This window comes from Arthrobacter sp. StoSoilB20 (assembly GCF_019977295.1).
Classification (GTDB): Bacteria; Actinomycetota; Actinomycetes; order Actinomycetales; family Micrococcaceae; genus Arthrobacter; species Arthrobacter nicotinovorans_A.
Genome location: NZ_AP024651.1, coordinates 4,412,644 through 4,425,472 on the forward strand (window position 1 = coordinate 4,412,644; position 12,829 = coordinate 4,425,472).

General features: G+C 64.1%; 10 protein-coding genes. 7 read left to right on the forward strand and 3 right to left on the reverse strand.

Annotated features, from left to right (window positions below; genetic code table 11):
* Positions 1–25: 25 nt before the first annotated feature.
* The 5 genes from LDN85_RS20100 to purU are packed head-to-tail and all read left to right on the forward strand — an operon-like array spanning position 26 to position 6,335.
* The gene (locus LDN85_RS20100) at positions 26–457 is read left to right on the forward strand and encodes a sarcosine oxidase subunit delta (RefSeq protein WP_223943967.1); all 432 of its coding nucleotides are present in this window, start codon (positions 26–28) and stop codon (positions 455–457) included.
* A 2-nt stretch (positions 458–459) separates the two neighbouring features.
* Positions 460–3,405 (forward strand): sarcosine oxidase subunit alpha family protein, encoded by a 2,946-nt coding sequence (locus LDN85_RS20105; protein WP_223943968.1) that lies wholly within the window; start codon positions 460–462, stop codon positions 3,403–3,405.
* The gene (locus LDN85_RS20110; protein ID WP_223943969.1) at positions 3,398–4,042 is read left to right on the forward strand and encodes a sarcosine oxidase subunit gamma family protein; all 645 of its coding nucleotides are present in this window, start codon (positions 3,398–3,400) and stop codon (positions 4,040–4,042) included. The genes LDN85_RS20105 and LDN85_RS20110 overlap by 8 nt, the downstream gene beginning before the upstream one ends.
* The gene (locus LDN85_RS20115) at positions 4,042–5,433 is read left to right on the forward strand and encodes an L-serine ammonia-lyase (protein WP_223943970.1); all 1,392 of its coding nucleotides are present in this window, start codon (positions 4,042–4,044) and stop codon (positions 5,431–5,433) included. The genes LDN85_RS20110 and LDN85_RS20115 overlap by 1 nt, the downstream gene beginning before the upstream one ends.
* Before the next feature lie 2 nt (positions 5,434–5,435).
* Positions 5,436–6,335, forward strand: coding sequence for a formyltetrahydrofolate deformylase (purU, locus tag LDN85_RS20120; RefSeq protein WP_026542969.1), 900 nt, complete (start codon positions 5,436–5,438; stop codon positions 6,333–6,335).
* A gap of 98 nt (positions 6,336–6,433) precedes the next feature.
* Here the strand turns inward: purU and LDN85_RS20125 are convergent, their stop codons facing one another.
* Complete coding sequence (locus tag LDN85_RS20125; protein ID WP_223943971.1) at positions 6,434–7,942, reverse strand: PucR family transcriptional regulator ligand-binding domain-containing protein; 1,509 nt, start codon at positions 7,940–7,942, stop codon at positions 6,434–6,436.
* A 107-nt stretch (positions 7,943–8,049) separates the two neighbouring features.
* Here LDN85_RS20125 and LDN85_RS20130 point away from each other — a divergent pair, with 107 nt between their 5' ends.
* Together LDN85_RS20130 and LDN85_RS20135 are read left to right on the forward strand one after the other, a co-directional pair.
* On the forward strand, positions 8,050–9,642 hold the full coding sequence (locus LDN85_RS20130) for a cytosine permease (protein WP_223943973.1): 1,593 nt from the start codon (positions 8,050–8,052) through the stop codon (positions 9,640–9,642).
* The gene (locus tag LDN85_RS20135) at positions 9,639–10,598 is read left to right on the forward strand and encodes a polysaccharide deacetylase (protein ID WP_223943974.1); all 960 of its coding nucleotides are present in this window, start codon (positions 9,639–9,641) and stop codon (positions 10,596–10,598) included. Before LDN85_RS20130 ends, LDN85_RS20135 begins: the two co-directional genes overlap by 4 nt.
* A 109-nt stretch (positions 10,599–10,707) precedes the next feature.
* Here the strand turns inward: LDN85_RS20135 and LDN85_RS20140 are convergent, their stop codons facing one another.
* A complete protein-coding gene (locus LDN85_RS20140; protein WP_091553180.1) occupies positions 10,708–11,211 on the reverse strand; it encodes a DUF456 domain-containing protein in 504 nt (167 codons plus the stop codon).
* Positions 11,212–11,407: 196 nt separating this feature from the next.
* Entirely contained in the window at positions 11,408–12,598 is a 1,191-nt protein-coding gene (locus LDN85_RS20145) for an NADP-dependent malic enzyme (RefSeq protein WP_223943975.1), read from the reverse strand.
* Between the last annotated feature and the right edge of the window lie 231 nt (positions 12,599–12,829).

Genomic DNA, 12,829 nt, shown 5'->3' on the forward strand with positions numbered 1-12,829 from the left:
CACCCAGGACAGGACAGGACAAGACATGCTCCTCATTTCATGCCCCAACTGCGGGCCACGCGACGAAACCGAATTCCACTACGGCGGCCAAGCACACGTTGCCTACCCCGAAAGCCCCAACGACCTCACGGACCGCGAATGGGCTGAATACCTGTTCTACCGTGAGAACACCAAGGGAACCTTCGCCGAGCGCTGGGTCCACAGCACCGGCTGCCGTCAGTGGTTCAACATGCTCCGCGACACCGTGAGCTACGAGATCCACTCCATTTACGGGATGGGCCAGGCCCGCCCGGACATCCCAAGCGCCGGGACCAGCAAGAGTGAAACCACCCAGCCGGGTGAGTTCACCCAGACCGGGGAATTCGGCCAAACCGAACCCGGCCTCGCCCCCGGAGCCCCAACCACCGGCGTCCCCATCTCCGGCTCCACAGCACCCACCTCCTCGGAAGGAGTCTAGAAGTGACCAGCAAGAACGCACGCCTCGCCACCGGCGGACGCATCGATCGCAGCATCTCCTGGCGCTTCACGGTGGACGGCCGGGAATTCACCGGCCACCCGGGTGACACCGTCGCTTCGGCGCTTCTGGCCAACGGCCACATCAACGCCGGCAACTCCCTGTACGAGGACCGCCCCCGCGGCATCATGGCCGCAGGCGTGGAAGAGTCCAACGCCTTGGTCAAGATCGCTCCCCGTTTCCGCGGACACGTTGCCGAGTCCATGCTTCCGGCCACCGCAGTTTCCTTGGTGGATGGCATGAACATTGAGCTCCTCTCCGGACTGGGCAAACTGGATCCCAACGAGGACAAGGCCGAGTACGACAAGAAGTACGTCCACACCGACGTCCTGGTAGTTGGCGGCGGAGTTGCCGGCCTGGCAGCAGCCCGCGAAGCTGTCCGCACCGGTGCCCGCGTCATCCTCATTGACGATCAGCCTGAACTTGGCGGCTCCCTGCTGTCCGGTTCCACGGCCCCGGAACTCGCAGAGCAGATCGAAGGCAAGCCGGCCCTGGAATGGGTTGCCGACGTTGAAGCCGAGCTGGTGTCGGCCGGCGAATGCACGGTGCTGAACCGCACCACTGCGTTCGGTTCCTACGATTCCAACTACTTCATCGCCGCCCAGAACCGCACGGACCACCTGAGCGTTCCGGCAGCTTCGGGCGTCTCCCGCCAGCGTATTTGGCACATCCGTGCCAAGCAGGTTGTCCTGGCTCCCGGCGCCCATGAGCGTCCGCTGGTGTTCGAGAACAACGACCGCCCCGGCATCATGCTCGCCTCAGCGGCCCGCACCTACCTCAACCGTTACGCCGTGGCAGCCGGTTCGCGCGTGGTCATCAGCACCACGAACGATTCCACTTACGCCCTGGCTGCGGACCTGCAGGCAGCAGGCGTGGCGGTTGCCGCCGTCGTCGATGCCCGTCCGCAGATCAGCGCGAAGGCCGCCGCCGCCGTCGAGTCCGGTATCCGGGTCCTGATCGGCAGCGCCGTGGCTGATACGTCCGCGGATGAAAACGGCCGCCTGAATGGGGTGACCGTCCGCAGTATCAACGACGACGGCGAACTCACCTCGGGCGTCGAACAGCTGGCTGCCGATCTCCTTGCAGTTTCCGGTGGTTGGAGCCCTGTGGTCCACCTCCACAGCCAGCGCCAGGGCAAGCTGCGTTGGGATGACGAGCTCGCAGCGTTCATCCCCGCCGCTCCCGTTCGTGACCAACAGGTTGTGGGCGCAGGCCGTGGCAGCTTTGAACTCCAGGACTGCCTGGCAGAGGGCATCTCGGCGGGAGCGGCAGCATCCATCGCCGCCGGCTTTGAATCCGAAACCACTCCGTTGGAGCTCCAGGCACCCAAGGCAAGCGCTCCGAGCCGCCAGCTGTGGCTGGTTCCCGGCCAAACAGGTGAGCCCGGCGAATGGCACTACCACTTCGTTGACTTCCAGCGCGACCAGTCCGTAGCCGACGTCCTCCGCTCCACCGGCGCAGGCATGCGGTCCGTGGAGCACGTCAAGCGGTACACCTCCATCAGCACGGCCAATGATCAGGGCAAGACCTCCGGCGTCAACGCAATCGGTGTGATCGCCGCAGCCCTGAAGTTCGGCGGAGCAGAGAATATCCCCGGTGTTGGCGAGATCGGAACCACGGCATACCGTGCTCCGTTCACGCCCGTGGCCTTCGCAGCATTGGCCGGCCGCCAGCGTGGGGAACTGTTCGATCCCGCCCGCGTCACCTCCATCCACCCGTGGCACGTTGCCCAGGGCGCATTGTTCGAAGATGTTGGACAGTGGAAGCGCCCCTGGTACTACCCGCAGGGCAGCGAAGACATGGACACGGCCGTCCTGCGTGAATGCGCAGCCGTCCGCGACTCCGTGGGCTTCATGGACGCCACCACCCTGGGCAAGATCGAGATCCGTGGCAAGGACGCCGGAGAATTCCTGAACCGGGTTTACACCAACGCGTTCAAGAAGCTCGCCCCGGGATCCGCCCGCTACGGCGTCATGTGCACCTTGGACGGCATGATCTTCGACGACGGCGTGACCCTGCGCCTGGACGATGACCGCTACTTCATGACCACCACCACCGGCGGCGCAGCCAAGGTGCTGGACTGGTTGGAAGAGTGGCACCAGACGGAGTGGCCCGAGCTCGATGTGGTCTGCACGTCCGTCACCGAACAATGGAGCACCATTGCCGTCGTCGGCCCGAAATCCCGCGCCGTGATCGCGAAGGTTGCTCCCCAGCTCGCCGAAAACGGTGGCCTGGATGCCGAAAACTTCCCGTTCATGACGTTCCGCGAGACCACCCTGGCGTCCGGAGTGCAGGCACGCGTTTGCCGGATCTCCTTCTCCGGTGAACTGGCCTATGAAATCAACATCCCGTCCTGGTACGGCCTCAACACCTGGGAAGCAGTTGCCGCCGCAGGTGCCGAGTTCAACATCACCCCGTACGGCACCGAAACCATGCACGTCCTCCGCGCCGAGAAGGGCTACCCGATCGTGGGGCAGGACACCGATGGCACGGTCACCCCGCAGGACGCCGGCATGGATTGGATTGTCTCCAAGGCCAAGGACTTCATCGGCAAGCGCTCCTACCTCCGGCAGGATGCAAGCCGCGAGGACCGCAAGCACCTGGTGAGCGTCCTTCCCGTGGACCACTCGCTGCGGTTGCCCGAAGGCACGCAGCTGGTGGAAAAGGGCATCCCGGTCAACCCGGCTAACGGACCCGTCCCCATGGAGGGATTTGTAACCTCCAGCTACCACAGCGCCGCACTGGGCCGTTCCTTCGCCCTGGCCCTCATTCAAAACGGCCGCAACCGCGTCGGCGAGACCCTGGTGGCCTCGCTGGGAGACCAATTGGTGGACGTGGTTGTTGGCGAAACCGTACTTTTCGATGCTGAAGGGACCCGCAAAGATGGCTGAAACAGCAACACCAGCAGAAACCGCACACGTCAACCGCGTCCGGGGTGCCCGCCGCAGTCCGGCCCAACACCTGGCTGACGCTTTCACTTCCGGCTCCGTGCCGGGCACGGTGACTCTCACCGAAATCCCGTACCAAACCATGGTGGGCGTCCGGGTTCACCCAGCGTCCGACGCCGGTACCCGGGTTGCGTCCGTGACCGGCGGCTTGCCGGCCACCTGCGGTGAGGTGACGGGGGCCGGTTCCGTGAACGCGCTATGGCTTGGCCCCACCGAGTTCCTGGTGGTAGCTCCGGAGGAAGCACACGATTCCCTGGGTGGTTCCCTGGTCAGCGACTTGACCTCGGCATTGGGCAACGACGCAGGCCAGGTGGTGGACCTGTCCGCCAACCGCACCACGTTCGAGCTCTCCGGCAGCCACGCCCGGGCAGTGCTGGAGAAGACCTGCGCCTTGGACCTGCACCCCCGCGTCTTCAGGGCCGGAACCGCCGTCTCCACTGAACTCGCGCACATTCCGGTGATGCTCTGGAAGACCTCGGAGGAGTCCTACCGGATCTTTCCCCGGGCTTCCTTTGCCGACTTCCTGGGACGCTGGCTCCTTGACGCCATGCGGGAGTACGCCTCCCCAGAGGTCCCCTGATGGCACTGAGTGTGCTTGACCTGTTTTCTGTTGGCATCGGGCCGTCCTCTTCCCACACGGTCGGCCCCATGCGCGCGGCAAAACAGTTCACGGACGGACTTGAATCCTCCGGCCAGCTCCCGGCTACGGTGCGCGTCCAGGCTGAGCTTTTCGGCTCCCTGGGCGCCACCGGCCGGGGCCACGGCTCAGACAAAGCCGTGATTCTGGGGCTGCAAGGCCACTCACCCGAAACCGTGAACACCCACACAGCCGATGACCAGGTGGCCGCCGCGGCCCTCGACGCCGAACTCCGGCTGGGCGGCAACCACCGGGTGGACTTCAACTGGGACGAGGACGTGGTCCTGCACCGCCGCAAGTCGTTGCCGGCCCACCCCAACGGCATGACCTTCCGCGCCCTGGACCACACGGGCACCGTGCTCCGGGAACGCAGCTACTACTCCATCGGGGGCGGCTTCGTGGTGGACGGGGACGTCTCCGGAGCCGACAAAGTAGTAGCCGATGACACCGTCCTGCCCTACCCCTTCACCACGGCGGACGAGTTGCTGGCCATCTGCGTCCGGGAAGGCAAGTCGATCTCGGACATCATGCTGGCCAACGAACTCGTCTGGCGCACTGAGGACGAGCTCCGCGAACGGCTGCTCAGCATTTGGGCTGTCATGCAGGAATGCGTGGAGAACGGCTGCTCTGCCGAGGGAATCCTGCCGGGAGGCCTGAAGGTCAGGCGACGGGCGCCGTCGTTGTTCAAGAAGCTTTCCGAGACGGACGCCGAGCTGAACGGAGCAAGTTCAGCGGACCCCCTCCTGGCCATGGAATGGGTCAACCTCTTCGCCTTGGCCGTGAACGAGGAAAACGCCGCGGGCGGCAGGATTGTCACCGCGCCCACCAATGGTGCCGCCGGGATTGTGCCCGCCGTGCTGCACTATTACACCAAGTTTGTTCCGGGAGCCAACGACGACGGTGTCGTGCGGTTCCTGCTGGCGGCGGCCGCCGTCGGAATCCTGTTCAAAATCAACGCCTCCATCTCCGGCGCCGAAGTGGGCTGCCAGGGCGAGGTGGGCTCCGCCTGCTCGATGGCCGCCGCCGGGCTCTGCGAAGTCCTGGGTGGAACGCCGGAGCAAGTGGAGAATGCCGCTGAAGTGGGCATCGAACACAACCTCGGCCTCACGTGCGATCCCGTGGGCGGGCTGGTGCAGATTCCCTGCATCGAACGCAATGCGATCGCCAGCGTCAAGGCCATCAATGCCGCGCGCCTTGCCCTGCATGGCGATGGCAGCCACAAAGTATCGCTGGACAAAGCCATCAAGACCATGCGCGAGACCGGCGCAGACATGAAATCCAAGTACAAGGAGACCTCCCGTGGAGGCCTCGCCGTCAACGTAGTGGAGTGCTAGCCATGACTGCCATACAAACCGAAACCACTTCCGTCTCCTCACCTGAGACCACAGTGGAACACGTCCTCACCCTCGACTGCCCCGAAGGACCGGGAATCGTGCACGCGGTGTCCGGCTTCCTGCTGGAGCACGGCTGCGACATCATCGACAACAAGCAGTTCGGCGACCGCGCCGAAGGCCACTTCTTCATGCGGGTGCACTTCGCTTCGTCCGGCGACACCTCGACAGTTGATGCATTGCGGACAGCTTTCGCCCCGGTGGGGAAGAAATACAGCATGAACTGGGAGCTGGAGCGCCAAGGCTACAAGCGACGCGTGTTGATCATGGTCTCCAAGTTCGGGCACTGCCTGAACGACCTCCTGTTCCGGGCAAGAATCGGCGAGCTGCCCATCAACGTGGTGGGCGTGGTGTCCAACCACACCGACCACCAGGGCCTGGCGGAATGGCACGGGATTCCGTTCTTCCACGTTCCTGTCACCGCCGCTACCAAGCCGGCTGCCGAGGGGCGCCTGCTGGAGATCATCGATGAACTGGACGTGGAACTCATTGTCCTGGCCCGGTACATGCAAGTTCTCAGCGACGACCTCGCCCGCAAGCTGGACGGCCGCGCGATCAACATCCACCACTCGTTCCTGCCCAGTTTCAAGGGCGCCAAGCCCTACCACCAGGCCTACGCGCGTGGGGTGAAAACTGTGGGCGCCACCGCCCACTACGTCAACGGCGAGTTGGACGAAGGTCCCATCATCGCCCAGCAGGTAGTGGAAGTGGACCACACGTTCGGGCCGGACGATCTCGTAGCCGCCGGCCGGGACACCGAATGCAAGGCCCTCAGCAACGCCGTTCGCTGGCACTGCGAGGGGCGGATCATCCTGAATGGGAACAGGACGATCGTGTTGAAGTAGGGCTCTGCAAAGCAACCATTTCGATGGTTCCCTGCGTATGCGCCGTTGCGAACGGCACCGTGTGCAGGGAACCATCGAATTGGCGTTTAACGGGGGCCCTACAAACGAGCCAGCCGGGTTGCCAGGTGCAGTGCAGCCAACCGTCCCGTTCCCCGTGGATCACCGCCACACAACTCAAAAATCCGCTGGAGCCGGTGATGCAAGGACTGCCGCTCTAAGTGCAGCTCACGTGCGGCCTGGGCAGTGTTGCAGCCGGTATCCAACCAAACGGCCAGCGTCAGCATCAGTTCGGACTTCTTCAGGCGGTCATGCTCGACGACGGCACCCAGCTGCCGCTGCACGAACCCTTCCCGCGTGGCCGGGTCCAGCGATTCCTCCGCAAGGAGCTCAACAGCCAACGTCTCAGCATCCACCACCTCCCCCGCTATGGGGTGCAGGTCCAGGGCCCGCCGCGCTTCGGCCAGGGACCACGGCGCATCATCGATTCCGGAACCCAACGGCCCCACGGCCACCACCGAACCGGCCGGTACTTCCAGCTCACGCAGTGCGTCCACAAGGAAACGGCGCGTGGCTGCTCCATCGCTTAAAGCGGCCAGGGCCATCAGCTCAGCATTGTTGGCATAGCTCGCACTGTGCGTCACGCAGGTGCGGAGCAGCGCATCCACTGCCGGGCGCAAATGCCCCGCACCCGTTGAGCGGATCACCACTGCGGCCACTGCGCCGTTAACAGGAAATCCCGACGCCGGCCCGAGTTGCTGCAGCTGCCAGCGCTGGCTCCCCGAATTGATGGCACGCATGAGCTCAATGCCCGCCAACTCCTTCAGCCCTGGCGGCATCCGTTGCAACAACGCCAAGCCGAGGATGTCCACGGATCGCTCGCCGGCCACCCGCGCGAGGCCACCATCAACGCCGTCGTATATGTGCAGTTCCAGACGCGCCGCCAGAACGCCGCGGACCGGCACGTCCACCGTGGCGACAGTGCCCTGGCCGTTGAGGGCAGAGGCGCCCCGGCCGTCAAGGGGAGAGGTGCCGGCCGGAAACGCGCCGCCGGCAGCGCCCAGCGTAAGCCCCGACGGGGAGACCAGGCGCACGCCGGCGCCCGTCTTTTCGGACAGGACAGCCAGGAGTTGGTCGAGCCCGCCACCATGGGCAAGTTCAGCGGCCATGGCATGGCTGGCTTGGTCACCGCGCTGCAGGTGCTCCACGGATTCACTGACCAGGAGCGAGTTGATCTCCTGCATCACCCCCACAAAAGGGACAACCTGACGCAACTCGATGACCGGCAGGCTGGCGGCCTCGGCTATCTCCAGCATGGTGACGGGTATTTCCGGAAGTGCAGGACCGGTTTCCAACGCAAGCGCCGCAATCCCCCGGGCCGCCAGTTCACGGACATAGTCTGCCTGCCGTTCAGGGGCTACGCCTGCGATCGCCTGCCCACCGCTCAACAACAACTCACCGCCACTGAGGAGCGGGGCGATGTCCAGGACCTCGCTGGAGTGGACCCAGCGGACCGCGCGGTTCATGGCTTCCGGAACCTGATTGAGCAGCCGTGGATCAGCGGCTTTCAGGCTTTCGTACTCCAAAGCGGCACCCAGCAGGATTGACATGACACTCCGTACGGTGTTCGAGGATTTGTTTAGACACATCGTATCTTGTCGCTGTGATTTGAGGCACATACGCTGAAGGAGTCCCTTTCATACACGGAGGCTCTCCCATGCAAGACAACCTCTCCCCTTCGCCTTCCAGTCCAGCGCTGTCAAAACCGGCAACGGAGCCGGCCCATGACAGCGAAGCCTGGCTTCAACCAATTCCCGAAGCAGAACGTACGCGCAAAGTATCCGGACAGTTCTGGATCTGGGCGGGCGCCAACCTTGCCCCCATCAACTGGGTGCTCGGCGCCCTTGGCATCCATCTGGGCCTCGGCTTCGCTGACACAGTGATTGTGCTGGTCCTGGGAAACCTGATCGGCATGCTGCTGTTCGGCTGCTTCGTCCTCCTTGGCCAAAAGACCGGCGCCACCGGAATGGTATTGGCCCGCGCCGCCTTTGGCCGCCGCGGCAACTACCTGCCGGCCGCCATCCAGGCCCTCCTGGTGATCGGCTGGTGCGCAGTGAACACCTGGATCATCCTGGATCTGGTCATGGCCCTCTTTGGCACCCTTGGCTGGGTGGATCCCGACGCCAAGAATTACGCTTGGAAGATCGGCGTGGCCACGGCCATCATGGCAGCACAGGTTGCCATCGCCTGGTTCGGCTACAAAGCCATAGCGGCCTTTGAAAAATGGACCGTCCCGCCCACCATCATCATCCTGGCGGTCATGTCCTGCGTGGCCTGGTTCGGCATGAAGATCGACTGGGGCTACGCAGGACCGGCCGGCAACATCCTGGAAGGCTCCGAGCGCATTGCCGCCATGAGCGCTGTGATGACGGCCATCGGAATCGGCTGGGGAATCACCTGGTTCACCTACGCCGCCGACTACTCCCGCTTCGTCAGCACCTCCGTTCCCAAGCGCAAGGTCTACCTTGCCTCGGTCCTGGGCCAGTTCATCCCGGTGGTGTGGCTCGGTGTCCTCGGTGCCAGCCTTGCCACCAACAGCGGCGAAATCGACCCCGGAAAACTGATCGTCCAGAACTTCGGCGTCATGGCCCTGCCTGTCCTGCTCATGGTGCTGCACGGCCCCATCGCCACCAACATCCTGAACATCTACACCTTTTCCGTGGCGACACAGGCCCTGGACATCAAGATCAGCCGCCGAAAGCTGAACCTGTTCGTGGGCGCCTTCTCGCTCATCGCCGTCGTGTTCTTCATCTTCCAAGAGGACTTCGCTGCCGTACTCGATGCCTGGCTGATCGGTCTGGTTGCCTGGGTTGCGGCGTGGGGCGGGGTCATGCTGGTCCACTACTTCTGGCTGGAAAAGCGTTGGCCCGCCAAGGTTGACCGCCTCTTTGATCCAGTAGGAACACGCCGCTTGCCCGTCATCAACTGGGCCGGAATCGTCTCGCTGCTGGTAGGCATCTTCTCCACCTGGTTGTTCATGTACGGCCTTGTTCCCGCCATGCAGGGACCCATCGCCGTGGCCCTGGGCGGCTGGGACCTCTCCTGGCTGGCCGGCGGACTCACCAGCGCGGCCGCCTACGCAATCCTCGGCCCACGGGCCCACAAGAAATACCTCCTGGCCGAGTCCAACCACGTCTCCGCCACGGCGCCCGCCGCCACGGACGCCGCCACGATGCCCGTCGTCACAGACCCCGTCGCCACCGATCCGGCGGCACCCGCACCCGCAGTTCCCGAAAGGACCACAGCATGAACCAGCCCGCTTTCGCTGATTCGCTCCACCCGATCACCTGGCCCGAGGGCTACCGGGCAGCTGCGTCCTTCACCTTCGACGTCGATGCCGAGTCCTGCACCATCGCCCATGATCCCTCCAGCACCAAGCGCATGTCCCTCATGAGCCACCAGTCATACGGTCCCAAGATTGCCGTGCCGCGTTTGCTTCAGATCCTTGACCGCCAGGACATCAAGGCAACGTTCTTCATTCCCGGCTTCACGGCGGAAAGCTACCCGGACGTCGTACGCAGGATCGCCGATGGCGGGCATGAGATCGCGCACCACGGCTACCTTCACGAGCCCATGCAGGGCATCGACGCCGCCACTGAAGCCAGCTACCTTGACCGGGGCCTCGAGGCCCTGGCGAAGGTTGCGGGCGTCCGGCCCGTTGGTTACCGGGCGCCCTGGTGGGAGCTGAACTGGCAGTCCCCGGCACTGCTGGCGGACCGCGGCTTCCTCTACGACTCAAGCCTGCTCGACGGCGACGCCCCCTACCGCATGTCGGTGGCCGAGGATGACTCCCGGGACATCGTGGAGATTCCCGTGGACTGGGCGCTCGATGACTGGGAGCAGTACGGGTTCTACCCCGGAGTCACCGGCAGCGGGGTCATCGAGAGCCCGGCCAAGGCCTTGGAAATGTGGACCTTGGAGGCACAGGCCCACCATTCGCAGGGAAGCTGCTTCGTCCTGACCAACCACCCGTTCATCTCAGGCCGGCCATCCCGTGCCGTTGCCTTGGAACAGTTGATGGAGCGGGTCAAGGATTTGGACGGCATGTGGGTCACCACACTGGCTTCCATTGCCCAACACACCATGGACACCGTGCAGGAAATCCACACGCACGCACGGATCGACATCCCGCTGTTCCCCGGCGCCGGCGCAAGCTTCCGCCCCGCACGGGTCCAGGTCCCGCTTGGAGCCCCGGCCCGTCACTAGCTCCCCTGCTTCACGCCCAGATGGCAAAAGATGACAATCCCGGAGCCCGGGATTGTCATCTTTTGCCATCCCGTGACGCGTTTTAGAGGCCTGGAGGGGCCAACCGGCCTTAGCCGTTCACGGCGTTGATCCAGACGCCGATGATCCAGGTACTCGCCGCGGCACACGCCAGCCCGAACTCCACCAGGATGCCAATACCAGTGGCTTTGAGCGCTGCGCCGCTTGAGCGGACGGCAGTGCGGAAGTCGCGGGTCCGCTGGACCTCGCTGAGGAGGAGGCCGACGGCGAAGCCCACAAAGAGCCCCACCACGGGAATCACGAACATGCCCACCACGCCCAACACCACGCCGATCAGCACTGACCGGTTGGGGATGCCATGCTGCTTCAGTTTCCGACCGGTAAGTACGGCACTTGCTGCCATGCCCGCCACCACGAACAACATTCCGATGGCAAAGATCACCCAGCCAACCGGACCTGCACCACCCCAAATGGCCCAGGCCAGCAGGCTCGCGCCGATGAGGATACTGCCCGGGAGTACAGGAATGATGGTCCCGGCAACACCTACCGCAATGGCCAGGCCGCACAGGATGGTCACGATAAGTTCGGCATTCATGTCCACCAGTCTATGAGCAGCAACGCGGGGTCACTTGTGGCCCCCTTGACACGCCCAGGGGTGCAGTAACGCCCAGGGGCGCAGTAGTGACCCCGGGTTGCTTCCGCACCCATTAACCACAAACGACGGCGACGCTCCCCAGCACGGGAGGCGTCGCCGTCGTCGGTCCAGCAGTAGTAGCCGCTACCCAGTAACGCTATTCTGCGACGGCGGCCGCAACCGCCGCGGTGACCGCCGGTGCCACGCGGGCATCCAGCGGGCTCGGCACGATGTAATCGGCGGAGAGGTCTTCCGCGGCCAGCTCAGCGATGGCGTTGGCAGCGGCGATCTTCATGGCGGGCGTGATGCGGCGGGCCCGGGCATCGAGTGCGCCGCGGAAAATGCCGGGGAAGGCCAGCACGTTGTTGATCTGGTTCGGGAAGTCGCTGCGGCCGGTGGCAACAACGGCTGCGTACTTCCGGGCGACCTCGGGAAGCACTTCCGGGTCCGGGTTGGACAGGGCGAACACGATCGACTGATCGTTCATGAGCTTCAAGTGTTCTTCGTCCAGCTTGGAGGAGGAAACACCAACAAACACGTCGGCACCCGTCAGTCCCTCACCCGGGCCACCGATGACGCCACGGGGGTTGGTGCGCTGTGCCATGCGGGCCTTGACGCTGCCGGGATCGGCCACGAGGTCTGCACGGTCAGCGTTGACCACGCCCTTGGAGTCGAGCAGGATGACGTCCTTGACGCCAACAGCAAGAAGAATCTCGGCAATGGCGATGCCCGCGGCACCTGCGCCGGACACCACAACCTTGAGCCCGGCGAGTTCGCGCTGCGTGACCTTGGCGGCGTTGGTCAGGGCTGCGAGAACAACGACGGCAGTGCCATGCTGGTCATCGTGCATGACCGGGCAGTCGAGGGCTTCGATGAGCCGCTCTTCGAGTTCGAAGCAGCGCGGAGCCGAAATGTCCTCGAGGTTCACGGCGCCGAAGCTGGGGCGCAGGCGGACGAGGGTTTCGATGATCTCGTCCACGTTGGTGGTGTTGAGCACCAGCGGAATGGAGTCGAGGTCCCCGAAGGACTTGAACAGGGCGGACTTGCCTTCCATGACCGGAAGGGAGGCGCTCGGGCCAATGTTGCCAAGGCCAAGAACTGCGGTGCCATCGCTGACCACAACAACCAGGCGCTCGGCCCAAGTGTGGGTGCGGGCAAGCTCGGGATTTGCGTGGATCGCCCGGCTGACCTGGGCAACTCCGGGGGTGTAGGCGATGGAAAGATCGCGCTTGTTGTTCAGCGGTACGGTGCTGGAGATGGTCAGCTTGCCGCCTTCGTGGGCTGCGAAGATCTCTTCTTCGGTCAGTACCAGGGCGTCGTTGTCTGTAGCAATTGTCTCGATGGACACGTCTTTGTCTCCTCAGGCTAGCCGTGGACCCACGGCATGGTTCGGGCAGGAACAGAACTGCTGTTGCGGACCAAGGATGGCTGGTCCGGCGTTGCTTCTGCAGATAGGGGGCTGCTAGCCGCTTCGGTGTTTCCAGCCTAGGGAGCGTGAAGGGGTACAAGATTCAATACCAAGAGAGACGATTCGAGAGTAAAACGTTCAACCAGCGCAAAATGTGATCTACGTCATGCG